13 protein-coding genes and 3 pseudogenes are annotated in these 18,215 nt (G+C 63.3%); 11 read left to right on the top strand and 5 right to left on the bottom strand.

Features of this window, described 5'->3' with window-relative positions; genetic code table 11:
- The first annotated feature begins 148 nt into the window (after positions 1-148).
- The 9 genes and pseudogenes from MPSD_RS22740 (at position 149) to MPSD_RS22700 (ending at position 10,418) form a co-directional block, all read left to right on the top strand.
- The gene (locus MPSD_RS22740; protein ID WP_232022639.1) at positions 149-517 is read left to right on the top strand and encodes a hypothetical protein; all 369 of its coding nucleotides are present in this window, start codon (positions 149-151) and stop codon (positions 515-517) included.
- A gap of 119 nt (positions 518-636) precedes the next feature.
- Positions 637-1,839 (top strand): ISAs1-like element IS2404/ISMul1 family transposase, encoded by a 1,203-nt coding sequence (locus MPSD_RS22730; RefSeq protein ID WP_420811967.1) that lies wholly within the window; start codon positions 637-639, stop codon positions 1,837-1,839.
- A 24-nt stretch (positions 1,840-1,863) separates the two neighbouring features.
- Entirely contained in the window at positions 1,864-2,628 is a 765-nt protein-coding gene (locus MPSD_RS22725; RefSeq protein WP_020786188.1) for a DUF3419 family protein, read from the top strand.
- A gap of 48 nt (positions 2,629-2,676) precedes the next feature.
- Complete coding sequence (locus MPSD_RS22720; protein WP_086085663.1) at positions 2,677-3,375, top strand: iron-containing redox enzyme family protein; 699 nt, start codon at positions 2,677-2,679, stop codon at positions 3,373-3,375.
- A gap of 7 nt (positions 3,376-3,382) precedes the next feature.
- Positions 3,383-4,348 (top strand): GNAT family N-acetyltransferase, encoded by a 966-nt coding sequence (locus MPSD_RS22715; protein WP_231395653.1) that lies wholly within the window; start codon positions 3,383-3,385, stop codon positions 4,346-4,348.
- 33 nt (positions 4,349-4,381) lie between these two features.
- A complete protein-coding gene (locus MPSD_RS22710; RefSeq protein WP_020786192.1) occupies positions 4,382-5,752 on the top strand; it encodes a cytochrome P450 in 1,371 nt (456 codons plus the stop codon).
- Positions 5,753-6,038: 286 nt separating this feature from the next.
- A pseudogene (locus MPSD_RS29775) lies at positions 6,039-6,206 on the top strand (hypothetical protein); the annotation flags it as partial.
- 102 nt (positions 6,207-6,308) lie between these two features.
- Positions 6,309-9,108 (top strand): annotated as a pseudogene (locus tag MPSD_RS22705) (MMPL/RND family transporter); the annotation flags it as partial.
- Positions 9,109-9,539: 431 nt separating this feature from the next.
- On the top strand, positions 9,540-10,418 hold the full coding sequence (locus MPSD_RS22700) for an alpha/beta fold hydrolase (RefSeq protein ID WP_086085662.1): 879 nt from the start codon (positions 9,540-9,542) through the stop codon (positions 10,416-10,418).
- A gap of 1 nt (position 10,419) precedes the next feature.
- Here the strand turns inward: MPSD_RS22700 and MPSD_RS22695 are convergent, their stop codons facing one another.
- Positions 10,420-11,976 carry a GMC family oxidoreductase gene (locus MPSD_RS22695; RefSeq protein ID WP_086085661.1) on the bottom strand — a complete coding sequence of 519 codons (1,557 nt, stop codon included), beginning with the start codon at positions 11,974-11,976 and terminating at the stop codon, positions 10,420-10,422.
- Positions 11,977-12,313: 337 nt separating this feature from the next.
- Between MPSD_RS22695 and MPSD_RS22685 the strand changes: the two genes are divergently transcribed.
- Positions 12,314-13,321: an AraC-like ligand-binding domain-containing protein gene (locus MPSD_RS22685; protein ID WP_015356943.1), complete on the top strand. Its 1,008-nt coding sequence runs from the start codon at positions 12,314-12,316 to the stop codon at positions 13,319-13,321.
- A 61-nt stretch (positions 13,322-13,382) separates the two neighbouring features.
- Positions 13,383-14,126 (top strand): class I SAM-dependent methyltransferase, encoded by a 744-nt coding sequence (locus MPSD_RS22680; protein WP_020786199.1) that lies wholly within the window; start codon positions 13,383-13,385, stop codon positions 14,124-14,126.
- Between the two features lie 78 nt (positions 14,127-14,204).
- On the opposite strand, the gene MPSD_RS22675 is transcribed toward MPSD_RS22680, so the two are convergent.
- From MPSD_RS22675 to solA, 4 genes and pseudogenes are all read right to left on the bottom strand, one after another.
- The gene (locus MPSD_RS22675) at positions 14,205-14,921 is read right to left on the bottom strand and encodes a C39 family peptidase (RefSeq protein ID WP_020786200.1); all 717 of its coding nucleotides are present in this window, start codon (positions 14,919-14,921) and stop codon (positions 14,205-14,207) included.
- Positions 14,922-15,086: 165 nt separating this feature from the next.
- Positions 15,087-15,917 carry an IclR family transcriptional regulator gene (locus MPSD_RS22670; protein WP_015356941.1) on the bottom strand — a complete coding sequence of 277 codons (831 nt, stop codon included), beginning with the start codon at positions 15,915-15,917 and terminating at the stop codon, positions 15,087-15,089.
- Between the two features lie 11 nt (positions 15,918-15,928).
- Positions 15,929-17,076 (bottom strand): annotated as a pseudogene (locus MPSD_RS22665) (aromatic ring-hydroxylating oxygenase subunit alpha).
- Positions 17,073-18,215: an N-methyl-L-tryptophan oxidase gene (solA, locus tag MPSD_RS22660; protein ID WP_086085660.1), complete on the bottom strand. Its 1,143-nt coding sequence runs from the start codon at positions 18,213-18,215 to the stop codon at positions 17,073-17,075. The pseudogene MPSD_RS22665 and the gene solA overlap by 4 nt, the downstream one beginning before the upstream one ends.

The following is an 18,215-nucleotide window of genomic DNA, read 5'->3' as shown; positions in this document are numbered from 1 at the left end:
CAGCTCAAACCCCTTGTGGTAGACGATATGTTCGAACTCCCCCCTCGGAGTCGAGGTGGTTTGGAGCCGACATGGGTGTTACGTGCTAGCAAGAATTGAGATTGAGGAATCAATTATTTCTGCGATTGAGGAATTCATCATTTCTGAGGTGGCGGCGCCGCGGCTGGAATTGTTGGCGCAGGCGCACCATTTGTCGGTGGGATTTGCTCAGGTCCGTGAGGACGCGTTGCAGGACGTGTGGCTTGCGTCGCGGCAATACCGGACGCGGGGTAGGCCGTTGCGCGTCGCGTTGACGGCCTCCGGTGGGTGTACCGTCGCTGCCTTGGCGGCGACTGCGGGTGTGGGTTTGCTGCATCTGATCGACGCCAATCCGGCGCAACTGGCGTTGACGCGGCTCAAGTTGCACCTGCTGGAGACGGTCGGTAGCCCAGAGCGGATGTGTTTGCTGGGACACGAGTGGATGCCTGCGTCGGAACGTCACGCCGCATTGGAGCAGGGCTCCGGCGTTGTTGATTAGCAGGCTTGTGAGCTGGGTTGATGATCTTTGGTGCCGCGCTATTGGGGCCGGAGTGTAGGCACGGGCTATCTGGAGAACGATCGAGTTGGTTACTGTTCGTCGTTGGTCTGGAGTTGCCCGTGCCTACCGTTTCAGTATTGCCTGTGTCGTCGGTTCCAGAGGTGTTCGACCGCTGGAGTCCTGGTGAGCGCAGCGAGTTCATCGGATCGGAGTTTCTCGATGTGTTGGCCTCGGTGCCAGACCTGAGGGGCCCACGCGGTCGGAGGTATTCGCTGGTGGCTTTGTTGGCGATCGCGGTTCTGGCCACTGCCGCGGGGATGCGCGGCTATGCTGGTTTTGCCACATGGGCGGCCACCGCTCCCGATGATGTGTTGGCCCAATTAGGGGTCCGGTTCCGGCGGCCCAGTGAGAAGACCTTCCGCGCTGTTTTGTCTCGGCTAGACCCCGCCGACCTCAACGCCAGGATGGGCAGTTACTTCACTGCACACGTGGCTAGCAGCGACCCCAGTGGATTGGTGCCGATCGCGTTGGACGGCAAGATGCTGCGTGGTGCTTTACGCGCCAAAGCGACAGCCACGCATCTCGTGTCGGTGTTCGCCCACCGTGCCCGATTGGTGCTCGGTCAACTCGCTGTCGCCGAGAAAAGCAATGAAATTCCCTGCGTACGTGCCCTGCTCACGCTGCTGCCGGGTAGCTTGCGGTGGCTGGTCACCGTGGATGCGATGCATACCCAGGTCGTCACCGCGAAGTTGATCTGCGCCACCTTGAAGTCGCACTACCTGATGATCGTCAAGTCCAACCAAGCCAAAATATTTGCGCGTATCACCGCGCTGCCCTGGGCCGAGGTGCCCGCAGCCGCTACCGACGACTCCCGCGGCCACGGCCGTGTCGAGACCCGCACCCTGCAAATCATCACCGCTGCACGAGGAATCGGCTTCCCCTACGCAAAACAAATCATCCGGATCACTCGTGAACGCTTGATCACCGCCACCGACCAGCGCAGCGTGGAGGTGGTCTATGCCATTTGCAGCCTGCCGTTCGAGCACGCCCGCCCTACCGCGATCATGACCTGGATGCGTCAACACTGGGGAATCGAGAACAGCCTGCACTGGATACGCGACGTCACCTTCGACGAAGACCGTCAAAGGGCACATACCGGAAACGGCGCACAGGTCCTAGCAACGCTACGCAACACCGCGATCAATCTGCACCGCCTCAACGGCGCCGACAACATCGCCGAAGCCTGCCGGATCACCGCTTTGACCGCCAACCGCCGCCTAGACCTCCTCAATCCACAATTCCCCAGCTCACAAGCCCGCTAATCAACAACGCCGGAGCCCTGCGCATTGGAGCCGGTCTTTGCGGCATTGAACATCGCACCGGACGCAGTGGGCCCGGTACCGGAGGTTGCTACCTGGGGCCCGGATTTCTGCGGTCGCTACGAGTGGCTGTTCGCCGCGTTGCGTCATGAGCTTGCGGACTGGCAATACGAATTGAATGGTGTCCTAGGGCTGCGGAATCCGGCAGAGCAGTCGCGAAGGGTTGCTCGTGGCACGGCTCTCGGTGCGGCGTTGGATCGCGCCTTCGATGCGGCCTTCGACCTGGACATCCTGGTGAATTTGTTCGGTGAGGGGGCGACGGCCAACCGTGTCGAACCGTTCGCCCGGCACTTCGCCCGCCGGACCCGACACGTGCTCGCGACCCAACCCGCGGCCGACAATCCCTACCTGTGGCAACTATTGGCCGGGCGATACCCCGGCGTCACGGTGCCTTGGCTTGCCCACAAGGCGCCAGTAGTCGACTTACCGGAGATCACATTCACGCAAAACACAATGGACGCGGCCCTCGGAGTCCTGCCGCGCGGCGGGTTCGACATCGTTCACCTGTCGAACATCCTTGATTGGCTCACTCCCGAGGAGGCTCTTATCACGCTGGCGCGTGCTTACCACGCCCTGCGGCCGGGCGGCATTGTCGTTGTGCGCCAGCTGAACTCAACGTTGGATGTGCGCGGCTGCGGCCCGGATTTCCGATGGGATCCGGCTGCGGACGAACTACATAGGCGGGACCGCAGCTTCTTCTATCGAGCCTTGCACGTCGGTGTCAAGCCCTGATCGCTACCGAATCAACTTCTCTTCATCCACCACCCCGATTGGAGCACGATGTCTACTACCGTATGCCTCACCAAGGCCGCGCGTGTCACGAAAAGGGCCGAGCAGATTCTTGACGGCATCGGGATCATGGCTAACCCGTACCTCACCACACTGACCGACGGCAGCATGCCGCTGGAGCGCTTCCGCGCCAGCCAGGAGCAGTTCGGCTTCGCCGTCACCTACTTCGCCCGGCCGATGGCCTCACTGATTTCCCGGATGGATCTACCCGGCCAGCGGCTCGGCATCTTGAGCAACATCGTCGAGGAGCATGGCGACTTCAAACCTCATTTCTTCCACCACGCGACCTTCCGGCAGTTCCTAGCCAGCATCGGCAGCGATGCCGAGCGACTGGACGCCCTGGCGCCAGCCCCCCAGGTGGATGCCTTCAACAGCGTTCTGACCTCCGTCTGCACGATGGAGGACATGGCGGTGGGGATCAGTTGTCTGGGCATCATCGAGCATGCTTTCGCCGGCATCTCGGCAACGATCGGTTCCGCGGTGGTGGAGCGGGGTTGGGTCGCCCAAGACGATCTGGTGCACTACGCGTTGCATGCCGAGATCGACGAGCAACATGCTGAGGACTTCTTCGTCCTCGTCGAGGACACCTGCGACGACTCGCGCACCAGCTGTGCGGTAGACCGCGGCCTGCGACTCGGCGGATACGTGTTTAACCGCCTGTACACCGACCTGTATCAGCTCGGCGGCTGAGCCAGGAGTGACAACCGTCCACATGCTTCAGGGCCCGCCGCCTTCCGGCCTGGCGCGAGCCTTGGAGACTTTCGAGCAGCAGTTCACCTACCCGCTGGGGCCCGGCCGTAGCTTCCGCATCTCCCATGGCGCCGACTACACGCGGTTCTACCGGGCGATGGGCGAGGTGGCCAGGGTGTTCGTGGCCGAGCGCGACGGCCAGGTGATGGGCACAGTGGCGGCTGCAGTGCGACCACTGCGGACCCCCGAGGGGCGCGAGCAGCACAGCGCCTACATCGGGGACTTGAAGATCCTGCCGGCCGAGCAGGGCGGACGGACCATTTTGAGGCTTGGCATCGCCTTTCTGAAAGAAGCAAGAAAGCATAGCCACGCCGAGAGCAGAGGGTTCGGCGTGGTGATGGATGGCACCGCCAAAACGCCGTCGGAGTATTCCGGGAGGCTGGGATTTCCCAACGGTACCGAGGTCGGCCACATCAGCGTGCTGCGCATCCCCACCTGCCAAGGCTCCGATGCCACCGCGGCACACACCGCCTACCTGGTGCCCCCGGCAGCGGCCGCGCAGGCCTACCGGCGCTGGACGCAGGGCCACTACGCGGTGCCCGCGGGCGACGCGACGTTACGCTCCGAGCTAACCCCAACCACACTCCTGCTGCCCGACGACTCGGCGTGCGGGCTGCTGGAAGACACCCGCCAGGCCAAACGCTTGCTCACTGAGGACGGTGAGCTGCGCAGCGCGCATCTGTCCGACTTCGCCTACCGCAACCCGGCGTGTGGAGCCGCACTGCTGCAGTCCGCGCTGCCGTTGGCCGCTAAGCATGGCAACCCGGCGCTGTTTGTCGCCGTCCCGGCTTCGGATACCGACGCGTTCCTGGCGCATCTGGACATCCCGCAAACGGTGGTGGCCCCGGCGACGATCTACGGCACGAGGCTGGCCGCCGCGCCGCGATGGACCGTCAACACCGCAGAGATCTGACATCTCTATCACCTGTCAAGAGAGGACATTGCAATGGCGGAAGCCACAACTGACCCGATTCGGCTGCCGCCGGGGCCGAATGCGTCGAAGCTGACTCAGACATTGGTATACGTTTTCGCCAAGGCGCGCGCCCGGACGCGGTTGACCAACCGGTATGGCTCTGGGTACTCCCTCAATCTACCAAAATACGGCCCCACGCTAGTCATCAGCGATCCGGCGATGTTGAAGGAACTTTTCACTTCCGGCAACGATTTAGTCACTCGGCCAACGACTCTCGGCAAGCTGCTGGGGCCGGGCTCGATACTCAGCATGATCGGCGTCGAGCATCGTCAGCGTCGCAAGCTAATGGTGCCACCATTTAACGGCAGGCGCATCGACGCGTACGTCAAGATCGTCGAAGAGGAGTTCCTGCGTGAGGCTCAAACCTGGCCTGAGGAAACAGAATTCGAATCCCTGCAAGCGTTGGTGAATATTACCGGCAGCATAGTCTTGCGCACGATCCTGGGTGCGCACGGGGCGATCGTCGAAGAGCTCCAGTACTTGGGGCCACGGACAATTGTGCTCGCCGCTAGCATGATTGCCTTACCAGAGTGGTTGCGGCGTGATCTTGGCCCCTGGAGTCCATGGGGCAAGATTCAAGCGGCTCGAAGCCGATTTGACGAACTGGTCGCCCAGCTGATCGCTGAAGCACGGGCAGATCCGAACTTTGAGACACGGACCGACATGCTGGCGATGATGCTGCAGGCGCGCTATGACGACGGCTCACCCATCACCGACGCTCACATCAGCGATGAAATGCTGACGATGATCGTGGCCGGACACGAAACGACGGCCACCACGCTGGCATGGGCCATCGAGCGTTTACGTCGCAGCCCCAGTTTCGTGGCGCAACTCGTCGATGAGATCGACAGCGGCGGAACCGCGCTGATGCAGGCTACGGTCTGGGAGGTGCAACGTACCCGGCCGGTATTGGATTTCATCGCTCGGCGAGTCGAAACGCAGCTACGACTGGGCCCATGGGTGCTTCCGAAGGGTCATATGATCGTTGGCGATGTTTGGGCTGCTCAACACGCGTCGAGCAGTTTCAAGGACCCAGAACGGTTTGACCCGACCCGTTTCGCCGATGGGCCACCAGAGAGCTATGCGTGGATACCTTTCGGCGGCGGCATACATCGGTGTATCGGCGCCGCCTTTGCGAACATGGAGATGACAACCGTCCTGCGAACCCTCCTGCGCAAGTTCGAACTTGTTCCGACCGATGCTCCCGCCGAGCCGATCCGTTCTCGCGGTATCACCAACGCGCCGGGCCATGGCGGGCGCATCGTGGTACGCAGCCGTCCGGCTGGTGCCCGCGCCGCATATGCGTCTGAGGATGGGCATTCTGCTGTAGCACAATCAGTTTGAAATCCGACCGGGAATTTTCACGCATGACCGACAACTCGATCGCCTGGGTGGAGGGGTCGTTGGTAGCGGGTGACCAGCGTGCGCAGCCGCACGAGCCGCGCCAACTGCGGATTGCGACGGCCGACGAACTCATCGCGGCGATCGCGACTTCGCTTATCAGGGGGGCGCCCGCGATTGGCGTCACGGCGGCTTTTGGAGTGGCGTTGGCCGCGTCGTTGGCTGCCTCAGGTGACAACACCGACGAGCAGATCCGACGTCAGGCCGCGCGCATCGCGTCGGCGCGGCCAACCTGCGCCCGTATATCCGCAAAGAACGGGGCGTGGACGCGAAGTAAACGTCGTCGATCTCTTGGTACTGGCGGAGCGCACACACCGACAACACGTTCCGGCGGTGGAAGAAGGACCTCGCCACTGAGGAGGCGGGCTCAGATCGATGCCTCTGTGAGTGGCAGTAAACGCGCGGTCCGTCGTTGTATTTCGCTGTCGAAGCAACAATGGTCGACTGCACCGCAATCACGTTCTAATAGCGCCTACAAGTACTACCGGGTGAAATTCGCATGACTGTCAATTACGCGAACCACTCCGACACCGAAAGGCCGCTGATCGCGAGGAAGATTCATGCGTTCGCGGTGCCAATCATCTTGGGCTGGCTGGCTATTTGCGTCGCACTCACCGTGTTCGTGCCATCGCTGGAAAAGGTCGAACAACAGCGTGCAGTTTCACTGAGTCCTCAGGATGCGCCGTCCTTCCAAGCGGTCAAGCGCATCGGCCAGGTGTTCCACGAAGGAAATTCCGACAGTTCAGCGATGATCGTGTTGGAGGGCGATCAACCGCTCGACGACGCGGTCCATAAGTATTACGCCGCTTTGTTGCGCAAGTTGAATGCCGATAAAAAGTACGTAGAGCACGTGCAAGACTTCTGGGGCGATCCTCTCACGGCGGCGGGCGCGCAAAGCGACGACGGCAAAGCCGTGACTGTCCAATTGAGTTTGGGGGGGCAATCGAGGTGAGTCGCTGGCCAATGAATCCGTCGAAGCCGTCCGCAAGATCGTTGCGGAGACGCCCGCTCCGCCCGGGATAAAAACGTACGTCACGGGACCATCGGCGCTCATGGTGGATATGCAGCGCAGCGGTGACAAGTCCATGCTGAAAATCACGCTGACGACTGTCACAGTCATTTTTTTCATGTTGCTACTCGTCTATCGTTCGGTCAGCACCGTTATTGCCTTGCTGTCCATGGTCGGCGTTGCATTGACAGCGTCGCGGGGAATTGTCGCCCTCATCGGGCACAGCGGGGGTATCGGACTCACCACGTTTGCGGTCACGTTGCTCACGTCGTTAACAATCGCGGCCGGCACGGACTACGGCATTTTCGTCTTTGGCCGGTACCACGAAGCGCGCCTGATCGGCGAAGACGAAGAGACCGCCTTTTACACCATGTACCGCGGCACTACCCACGTCATTTTGGGCACTGGCTTGACTATCGCCGCCGCGACCCTCTGCCTCCTGTTCGCCCGGCTGCCTTCCTTCCAGACTCTGGCCATCCCCTGCGCGGTGGGGACGCTGGTTACTGTGGCGGTCGCGCTGACGCTGACGCCGGCCGTGCTGGTTGTCGGCAGCCGCTACGGTCTGTTCAACCCCAAACGGCGGCTCGACGTCCGGAGCTGGAGACGAGTCGGCACGGTGGTAGTGCGATGGCCTGTGCCCGTCCTCACCGCAACACTGGCTATTGCCCTCGTCGGACTGCTGGCTCTGCCCGGACTTCGAATCAACTACAACGACCGGATCTATCTACCCGCCGGCATCCCTGCGAACCAGGGGTACGCGGCGGCAGATCGCCATTTCGCCCCGGCCCGGATGAAGCCCGAGATCTTGATGATCGAGGCGGATCACGACATGCGAAACCCGACCGACTTCTTGATTTTGGACAAACTGGCCAAGGGAATCTTCCGCGTTCCCGGAATCTCGCGGGTCCAGGCGATAACCAGGCCCGACGGAACTACACTGGCGCACACGACGATACCGTATTTGACCAGCATGCAGAACGCCATTCAAGTGCCGACGCTCAAATTTCAGCGTGACCCGATGAAGGACATGCTCGCGCAAGCCGAGGAAATGGGCTAAATGGCCGTTGCGATGCGTCGCATTTACGACGCCATGGCGAAGCTTTCCGGCAATACCCACCGAATGGCTAATGACTTCGTCGAGATGGAGCAAATCACCAGTGAGGTGCGCGACCACATCGCCGACTTCGATGACTTCTGGCGGCCAATCCGCAGCTATTTCTACTGGGAAAAGCACTGCTACGACATTCCGATCTGCTGGTCGTTCCGATCGGTATTCGACGCGCTGGATGGTGTGGACGAGATAGACGAGAAAATCGGCGCGCTCGTGAGTGACGTCCAGACCCTGGACGCGCTGCTACCCCAGATGCTCGCGACGTTCCCGCCGATGATCGAGACCATCGAAAGCGCGCGCACCATGATGCCGACCATGCACAGCACCATGGTGGGCATTTTCGACCAGATGGATGAGATGAGCGAAAATGCGAACGCCATGGGCAAGGCGTTCGACGCCGCCAAGAACGATGACTCTTTCTATTTGCCGCCGGAGATTTTCCAAAACAAGCGTTTTCAGCGCGCAATGGACTCGTTTCTGTCGGCGGACGGACACGCGGCCCGCTTCATCATTTTGCACCGAGGCGACCCCCAAACGCCCGACGGCATGGCAAGCGTTAATGCGGTCCGGACGGCGGCGGAAGAGTCGCTCAAGGGGACCCCATTGGAGGACGCCAAGATATATCTGACTGGCGCGGCAGCTGTGGTCAAAGATATCGACGAGGGCGCCGGCTGGGACCTTCTGATTGTGGGAATTTCGGCCATGTGCCTGATTTTTATCATCGTGCTGATCCTCACCCGCGCCCTTATTGCTGCCGCTGTGATCGTGGGGACGGTAGTGCTGTCGCTGGGCGCTTCCTTTGGGCTATCCGTGCTGCTATGGCAGCATATTCTCGGCGTTCCCTTGCACTACATGGTGCTGACGATGTCTGTTATCGCCCTCTTGGCGGTGGGATCTGACTACAACCTGCTGTTGGTGGCCCGGTTCAAACAGGAATTGGGCGCCGGACTGAATACCGGAATCATCCGCTCGATGGGCGGTACCGGAAAGGTCGTGACGAACGCGGGCCTGGTATTTGCCGTCACCATGGCATCGATGGTCGTCAGCGACTTGCGAGTTATCGGCCAGGTGGGAACTACGATTGCCCTGGTCCTGCTGTTCGATACCTTGATTGTCCGGTCGTTCATGACGCCCGCAGTAGCCGCGCAGTTGGGCCGCTGGTTCTGGTGGCCGATGCGAACAGGCGCCATACGCTAGATGGCTAGATCCGGCGAAGCCGGATTTTTGAGTCAAGTTGTGTGGCGTGGGTCAGGTTCGCTGGTGTTCGATTTGGAGGGTGCGTCATTCCATCTGCGTAGGTCCGGGGTGGTCCATTAGCGGACCGCTGTTGGGGCGGACAGAAGGAGTGTCTTGTGACCAAGACCATGCAGGCGCCAGCCGGGGACAAGACGGCGGTGCGGCGGTTGGCCGAGACGTTCACAGCCGAGACGCTGGACTCGTCGATCAACCTGACGTAGGTCACTTTTCCGGTTCGGGTTTGTCGCGGGGCTTGGAACTGCTGTTTTCCGATCGTTGAGGCTAGAGCAAGCTCAGTGCGGCCGTGTGCAAGCATTCGCCGTCGTTTTCGGCCACCATGGTGTGGTGGAGCTATCGGTACGCGGGGCGGCGCCATGACTCGGGCGCAGGTCGCGCGCCTGCTCGAACAGCACCGGGCATCGGGGCGCCGATTCACCGCGGCCGGCATCGAGTCCTTCGTCTTGGATAGCGGCGCCCGAGACGCACCGCCGGTGATCTGCGTGCACGGCGTGCCAGCGTCGTCATTCCTCTACCGCAAGGTCGTGGCGGCCCTGGCCCAGCGTGGTCTGCGGGGGATTGCGATCGATCTGCCCGGTCTCGGCCTTGCCGAATGCCCCGGCGACGCCGACTACACCTGGAGCGGTCTGGGACGTTGGCTGGGCGCGGCGATCGATGCGCTGGGTGTCGGCCGCTTTCACCTGGTCGTCCACGACATCGGTGGACCGATCGGATTCGACGTCGCCAACGCGGCACCCGATCGTGTGCTGTCGATGACGCTGCTCAACACCATCATCGCGGTGGAGCGCTTTCACCGCCCCTGGCCGATGGAGCCGTTCGCTCATCGAGCGGTCGGCGAAATGTGGCTTGCCTTGTTGCGCGTTCCGGGTGCGTTCGAGTCGATAATGCGTCTGGTGGGCGTGAGCAGTCGGGTCCCGAGCGCCGAGATCGCTTGTTGGAAGCCGCTTTTGTTCGGGGATGACGGAGGCCGGGCATTCCTCGAGATCATGCGGGGCTTCGAACTGACACCAGAAAAACAGCACAGCTACATCGCGGCGGTCCAGGACACGCGCTATCCGGTGCAAATCGTATGGGGTGTTCGAGACACGATGCTGAGTTGGCGCCGCTACGGCGCCGAGGCCCGGCAGCTGGCCGGGACGCAGCGGGTGACCACGCTACCGGCCAAGCACTTTCTTCAAGAGGATTTTCCAGAGGAGATCGCGGCCGCGGTTCAGCGGCTCGCCCAGTCGAGCTGAATCACAGGCCATGGTCTGCTTTGACGATCTCCGCGGCACGCTCACCGATCACGACGCAAGGAGCCATGGTGTTGCCGGTGGTGATCCGCGGCATGATCGAACTATCGGCGACCCGAAGATTTTCCATTCCATGGACTTTCAACTTGGCGTCAACCACCGACATGTCGTGTCGCCCCATCTTGGCGGTGCCGGACTGATGCCAATAGGTCGAAGCGCCATCGCGAATGAAACGTTCGAGCTCGGCACCCGCGAAACCGCCCGGCATCACCTCGCGCTTCGCGAAGGGGCGAAGTGGTGCCGTATTTCCGATCTCGCGGCAGAGTTGCAACCCGGCCGCGGCGGCCTTCATATCGTCAGGGTGGGCGAGCATCTCGGCCTCGATCAGCACAGGGTCGCCGGGGTGCGGCCCGCTGAGCCGCACCCGACCGCGACTTTGTGGTCTGACCACGCCGACACACATGGTCCAGCCGTGTGCCGGCAGCCCGTAGCGTGCTGCGTTCTCCGGGCTGGACAACGGAAACTCCGCGACACAGATCTGTAGGTCCGGGGTGGCCAGCGTCGGGTGGCTCTTCCAGAAGACCGTGACCTCCGCCCCGTTGTTGCGCGGTGCCAGCGCCTCATGCGATTCCCATACACAGTCAATCCGAGGGTGATCCTGATAGTTGTGTCCCACTCCGCGAAGATGCGTGATGACCGGAATGCCGAAGCCGCGCAGTTCATTTGCATCCCCGATGCCAGACTGCATGAGCACTTTGGGGGTGTTGATGGCGCCGAGTGAGACGACCACCTCTTGGGTGGCGGAGACGGTGCGGATCGCGTTGGCATGTGAGAACTGCACGCCGGTGACACGACTCCCGCTGAACGTCAGCCGCCGGACCGTCGCACCGGTAAGGACGGTGAGGTTGCGTTGTTGCAGGTGGGGGTGCGCATAGCTGCGGAACACCGACTCGCGGAGTCCATTTCGCAGTTGCAGGTCCAATAGCGATGCGCCGCCCGGTCCCTCCATCATGATGCCGTTGTTGCTGTCATACACGGGAATCCCGATTGCGCCCGCACCATCGACGACGGCCGTGGCAATCGGATTGGGGTCGGGCGCGGTTTGGACGAACACCGGGCCTCCGACTCCCCGCCGATCGCCGTCGCAGCGGCCGTGAGAGTCTTCGATGCGGCGGTAAATGTCCAGGACCGATTCATAGCCCCAGCTCGGGTCGCCGGCCGCCGCGGCGAAATGGGCCCAGTCGTTGCGGTGACCGCGCGCCCAAGCCATCACGTTGATGCTCGATCCTCCGCCGAGCACCTTGCCCATGGAGAGCGGGATGGATCGTCCGTTCAGGTGGGCGCTCGGAGCCGACGCAAAGCCCCAATCGCGTGCGCTGCCCAGGTTGAGTGGCCATTGGGCGGGATCCATCACCTCCGCAACGTCGTCGGTGCCGCCGGCCTCCAGCAACAGCACGGCGACGTTGCTGTTCTCGGATAGTCGCCGCGCCAGCACCGACCCTGCCGAACCGGATCCGCAGACCACGAAGTCATACCGCGCCGCGATGGGGTCGGAGCACATGTGATTTCTCGATTCTGCATCGGGGCGGTTCGGTATCCGGTGGTCTTTTGGTTTGCGGTCGCGGGGATCAGTGGCGGCGCCGATCACGATGACGCGATGTCTCACCCAGTGTTGGTCGCGCGGGACGGGGCGCGCTTGCACGCCGGCGCACGGATCTTGAGCTTGCGCGAATGCTTCGGGTGAACTCGCGGCGCAGCGCCGCTTCGGGCGCCGCGCAGGTACCGTCGAATGAGGTGCTCAGCATCCGTCACGGGGGTGGGCGCCGTACCGCGCGATGACGTCGGCTGAGCAGGTTGCGGCCAAACCCGGGATGGCTCGCCGACGAGTTGGAGGCACCATGGTGAATCCCAGCCGACCCGGCCAGCGCTGTGCCGCCACGTCCGCACGGCGAAACGAACGTTTTGAAGCCTTCCAGCACGCCATCTCCCAGACATTCGTGCCGCTTGCGTTATGCGTCGATGACGTCGGAACTTTTCGTGGCCAGGTGCGCTCGGCGAGTCTGGGCACGGTCCGAGTGTCCGATGTCCGGGTCGGAAGTGACGTGCTGGTGCGCCGCACGGCCAAGCTGATAAACCACAGCGCCCCGGACTACCTCAAGGTCGCGATGCCGCTGAACGGTAAGTGCGTTGTGACCCAGGACGGCCACGAAGAGACGTTGGCTCCGCGAGATTTCGCGGTGTACGACACGACCCGGCCCTACAGCCTGGCTTTCAGCGGTGTCTACCGGGCGCTGGTCGTCATGTTTCCGCGCGACCAGATGCGGCTGTCCTCGGCCGAATTGACGCGATTAACGGCTCGGCGGCTGAACGGGCGCGATGGCTTGGGAGCGTCGGTGTCGGCCTTCCTGACCGAGATGGGCAACCGGCTCGACGATGCGAACACCGCCGGCACCCTCTATCTAGCCGACGCGGTGCTGGACATGCTGGCGGCATCGTTCGCCGCGCAACTCTCCGACGAGACCGGCGGCAATGTGGCTCGAGGTACGCGAGGCCTGGCGCTGCGGATTCGCGCCTTCATCGAAAGTCGGCTCGGTGACCCGGGTCTGGATGTTTCAACGATCGCTGCCGCGCATCATGTTTCGGTGCGGTACCTGCAGAAGCTGTTCGAGTCGCAGGGTCAGACAGTCACCGGCTGGATCCGAGACCGCCGCATCGAACATTGCCGTCGCGACCTGGAAGATCACCGCCTTGGGGAGGTGCCGGTGAGCTCTATCGCCGCGCGTTGGGGGCTGGTCAACGCATCGCATTTCTCCCGCCTCTTCAAGGCCATTCATGGGTCCTCACCCGCCGAATACCGCGCCGAGGTTTCGCTACGCTCGCCTTCCGCATCCACCGATCGGGGCTAGGTTGGGAGGTAGAGCTGCGCGATAGCGGGATCGGGTTGCTGCTTGGGGAAAGGCGGCCGGTGTGGCAATCGACTACAACCAGGGGCACATCGCCGAGCAGTATCAACAGGCGAAGACGCAGCCTTGGCGAGAACGCATCGAGACCTACTCCTTTCTCAAGCACATCGGTGACGTCAGCGGCAAGAAGGTGCTGGACGTCGCTTGCGGCGAAGGGCATTTCACCCGCTTGTTGCGCCGCGCCGGCGCCGGGCAGGTGGTCGGACTCGACATCTCCGAACGGATGATCGCCCTGGCCCGCGCGCAGGAAAAGCAGCAGCCGTTGGGCATCGACTACGTCGTGGCGGACGCCCGTTCGACCGTTGCGCAACAGGATTACGACGTGGTTGTGAGTGCGTGGCTGCTGGTGTACGCGCAAAACCGGGCGGAGCTCGCGCAGATGTGTCGCGGCCTGGCGTGCCGGGTCAAGCCGGGCGGCCGGTTCGTCACCGTGAACACCAATCCGGGGGTGTATTCGTTTCGGCCCGACTACCGTAAGTATGGATTCGAGCTGCAACTGGCCGATCACGTCTACGACGGCGCGCCGATCGACATCACGGTCAATCTCGCCGATTCCAGACTGCGAGTCCGGAACTACTACCTGCCGATCGAGGCCTATGCCCGCGCGTTCCGGCACGCCGGTTTCCACGACTTCGCCGTCCACATTCCCGATCTGGAGCCTGCGCCCGAAGCGGGTGAGGAGGGCGACTACTGGGACTACCTACTCGACAATCCTTTCCTGGTCATCATGGACTGCGTCAAAGACTGACGTGCGCCGCGACGGTGCCGTCAGAGCTGCTGGAGCTAAATCGATTTCGGTTTGGCGAGATCCTGTCACGACCACGTTCTAGTTGTCGTTGACCGTTACCACCATCTGGTAGTCGCTGGCCTGCCAGGCCTGCATGAAGGTGTCGATCGGCACCTGCTTGTCGGCGCCCGACGGATAGGCGGGGTCGTTGAGGTGCACGACGCCGGTGCGGGTGTCCACGCCGGTGATGACCAGGGAGTGGTCCGGGGCGCTGTGGTCGCCGTCCGGGTTGTCCCAGATGGTTTCGACGTTGACGGTGGCGATCACCTTGTGGCCATCGCCGAGGTAGCGCTCGATCGCCGAAAGTCCGGTGGGAACACCGGTTTGCTCTTCGGTGGAGGCATTGGTGATGGCACCCTTGATGCCGAACTGGGCCAGCAGGACCACCACATCGCTGGGGTCGGTGCCCCAGGTTTGGGTGGGGGTGGGGCGGATGTAGATCGACCCGGGATGCATCGAACTCGGCGTGCTTTCGGCCAGGCGAACGATCTGCTCCTCGGACGGCAGCTTTCCAGTTACTTCGCCGACCACGTCGGCGACCGACATCAGCACGCAGTTGTCGGGCAGGTGCTGCATCTGCCAGTACTGAGCGGCCGTGTCTGGGTGGCCGTACAGCGCGCCGGTGGATTCGGTCTGGGGAGCGGGGCTGGCCAGCGCGGGGGCGGCGAACGCCCCGGCCGCGGCGGCGCCGATGAAGGCCGCCGCGGTGGCGGTACGCGCTGCGGTGGCGACTCGGTTCATGAAGGTCTTCGACACGATGAGCTCCTTTCCTCGTGGGCTTCTCGTCGGCCGCCTCGGCGGCGCGGTGGGTTCCGTGAGAAAAAGATCCACCCGGGGCCTTCCGGGATTCATGAAGAAACCTTGGAAGCCGCGAAAGCCCTGGAAGCTACCTGTCACCGCCCGTGAGCGGCGGCCTCGGTGTCAGGAGATGCGGTCCGTCCAGCCCAGCCCTCGACTCACCGCGTCAGCCGCGGCGATGGTCTGTTGGGCGACCTCTTCGAAGTCGGCGGCCGGTAGCCGGTAGGCCGGTCCGGAGACGCTCAGCGCCGCGGCAACCCGTCCGGTGCTGTCGTAGACCGGCGCGGCGACCGCATTGAGGCCGATTTCGAGCTCCTCACGTGCGCTGGCCCAGCCGGCCGCGCGGGTGGCCGCGAGTTGGGCCTCCAACGCATCGATGGTGACGATGGTGTTCTCGGTGAAGCTGTCCAATGTCGCGCCGACCCGGTGGCGTACCTCATCTGCCTCCAGACCGGCCAGCAACACCTTGCCGGACGAGGTGGCGTGCACTGGGCAGCTCTGGCCCACCCAGGTTTGCAGTGCGATTTCGGCGCTGCTTACCGCCTCGACGATGTTGACGGCGCGGTTTTCGTCGAGGATTGCCAGGTTGGCCGTTTCACCCAAGTCCGCCGCCAGCTTGTCGCACGCGTCCTGGCTCAGCTTCACCAGGTCCGAGTGACCGCTGCGGGCGCGGGCCAGTCGCGACACCCCGATTCCGAGCTGGTACTTGCCGCGATCGGAGAGCTGTTCGACGTAGCCGCGTGCTTCCAGCGCGGTGATCAGCCGCGACGCGGTTGATTTGTGTACCCCGAGCTCATCGGCGACCTCGGTCACCCCCGCTTTGCCCATGTCCGCCAACAGTTCGAGCACCAGCAGGGCACGGTCGACCGATTGAACGGCGGGGGCAGGGTCTGACTCGGAGGCACCGCCGTCGTTGCCTGTCCCCATGATCATCGATGATATACCGCTGCTCACGGGCACCTCGGTTACCCCGACACCGCGGGGATGCCGATGCGTGCGACCACCCACTGATGGAATTCGGCGATGTGGTGCTCGGCGGGAACCCGCACACCGCCGGTGCGGTAGGCGCGTGACGACATCGCGGGCTGGGTCCGCTGGCAGGCGTCGAAGTCCTGCTCGTTGACGCGATGGAACAGTTCAACCGAGTGCGCAATGTCGCCGCCCGCGGCCACCTCGGGGGCTTAGAGCCAGTCACATTCGACGATGGTTCGGTCGGCGGCGATCGGGAACATCCGGTGGATGATCGCGTGATCGGGGACCAGGTTGATGAACACCGTCGGTTTGACGGTGATGGCGAAGTAGCGTCGGTCCTGCTCCGGCCTGATTCCGGGTAGGGCGGTGAAGCCTGCCCGGCCGTCCACGGTGAAACCTGCTACCGCCGAGCCGAATTCGGCGCCGCGTCCCACCGATCGCTGAGCCGCCTGGCCGCGTGCGAATTCCGGTATCACTCTGGTCAGCTCGGGGTGGATGGTGGCGCAGTGGTAGCACTCCATGAAGTTCTCGACGATCAACTTCCAGTTCGCCGCGACGTCGTAGCTGACACGCCGCCCGACCTGCAACGCCTCGATCCGGTAGGTGTCTATGGCGCTCACGTCGCCGAGTCGCGCCGTGACCGACCCGACGACGTCGTCTTCGAACGACGGCGGATCCTCGGCCAGGCAGACCCACGCATAGCCCAGCCACTCCCGCAATGCCACCGCGACCAGGCCATAGCGGTGCCGGTCGATGCTCGCTCCGTCGGTGTCGGTCAGTTCCGCGATATTGGGGGCGGCGATCAGGGTGCCGTCCAATCCGTAGGTCCAGGAGTGATAGGGGCAGCGCAGATTCCGGCGCACCTGTCCCTCGGGCTCGGTGCACAGCAGCGCACCTCGATGCCGGCAGATGTTGAGAAAGGCGCGCAGCCGTCGATCCCGCCCCGCACCAGCAGCACGCTTTCGCGTCCCACCTGTACGGCCTTGAATTGCCCGGGCTCGTTCAGGTCGGCCGCGCGCACGACGCAAAACCACATGCTTTCGAACACGTGCTGTTGCTCGGCGGCAAACACGGCGGCACTGGTGTAGTAGGCCCCGCCCAGGGTGGGCAGCAAGGCCGAGGGTTGCCGGACAGCGGTCATACGGTCACCAGCCTCTGTGGGTCGAACAGCGAAATCGGTTGGCTGGTAGCGCCCTCGGTCACCAGGTCGGCAAGAATCTCGCCGACAACCGGCACGAACTTGATGCCGTGCCCGGAGAATCCACAGGCCACGGTCACCGCAGGACAGTACGGATGTCGTGCGATGACGAAATGCTGATCGGGTGTGTTGGAGTACATGCAGGTCGCCGCTTGCAGGCAGGTGCCGGCGAGCGCCGGCAATAATTCGCCGACCCGGGTGATCATCTCGTGGATCTCCTGCGGCCCAACCACCCGGTCGATGGTGTCCGGGGTGCAGGCGATCCCTTTGCGGAAGAACGCGACCTTGACCCCGCCGCGTGGTCCGTCGATGGCGGGGAAGCCGTAAATCTTTGCGCCGGAATCATTCTCGGCGATGAAGATCGGGTGATCCCGGAACCCGGCCGTGCCGCCAACCGGGTCCAGCCAGTACATCACCTGGCGTTGCACCGTGATCGGAATGCCCAATTGGCTCAGCAGCTCCGGTGCCCAGGCGCCGGGGCAGACCACCAGCTGTTCGGCGGTGTAGGTGCCGCGGCCGGTGGTGACCCGCACGCCGCTGGTGGTCGTGGTCCAGTTCAGCACCGGCTCCTCGAATTGCAGTGTTGCCCCCGATCGCTTTGCCAGCTCCAGGTGTGCACGCACCGTCAGTTCAGGGCGAGCCAAACCCGCCTTGGCTTCGTAGAGCGCGATGTCTGTGGGCTGCGGGGTGAAATTCGGGAAGCGGGCCGCGATCTGCGGGGCGTCGAGCACCTCGTGCGGCAGATTCCACTCGCGGCTGGCCCGCAGGCTGCCGGCTACGGTCGCGCAGTCCGGCGGTCCGATGAACAGGCCGCCGGTGAGTCGGTAGATGTCGCTCTGGGCATCGATGGCCAGCCTCTCCCACAGCTCATAGGACCGCCGCAGCAGTGGCACGTAACCGGGATCCTCGAAGTAGGACTGGCGGATGATCCGGGAGCCGCCGTGGCTGGATCCCTTGTCGTGGGCCGGTTGATGACGCTCCAGGCCGAGCACTCGGCGGCCCCGGGCGGCCAGATGATAGGCGGCCGCGCTTCCCATGCCGCCCAGTCCGATCACAATCACGTCGTAACCCGTTGTCGCCAT

The sequence above is a fragment of the Mycobacterium pseudoshottsii JCM 15466 genome (assembly GCF_003584745.1).
GTDB lineage: Bacteria > Actinomycetota > Actinomycetes > Mycobacteriales > Mycobacteriaceae > Mycobacterium > Mycobacterium marinum.
This window is presented reverse-complemented; position numbering and strand designations above follow the sequence as displayed.

What these genes read in the sequence shown, in the direction of transcription:
- MPSD_RS22720 (WP_086085663.1), top strand. Translation starts at nt 2,677, where the DNA reads ATGTCTACTACCGTATGCCTCACCAAGGCCGCGCGTGTCACGAAAAGG.
- MPSD_RS22710 (WP_020786192.1), top strand. Translation starts at nt 4,382, where the DNA reads ATGGCGGAAGCCACAACTGACCCGATTCGGCTGCCGCCGGGGCCGAAT.
- MPSD_RS22700 (WP_086085662.1), top strand. Translation starts at nt 9,540, where the DNA reads ATGACTCGGGCGCAGGTCGCGCGCCTGCTCGAACAGCACCGGGCATCG.
- MPSD_RS22695 (WP_086085661.1), bottom strand. Translation starts at nt 11,976, where the DNA reads ATGTGCTCCGACCCCATCGCGGCGCGGTATGACTTCGTGGTCTGCGGA.
- MPSD_RS22685 (WP_015356943.1), top strand. Translation starts at nt 12,314, where the DNA reads ATGGTGAATCCCAGCCGACCCGGCCAGCGCTGTGCCGCCACGTCCGCA.
- solA (WP_086085660.1), bottom strand. Translation starts at nt 18,215, where the DNA reads ATGGCGACAACGGGTTACGACGTGATTGTGATCGGACTGGGCGGCATG.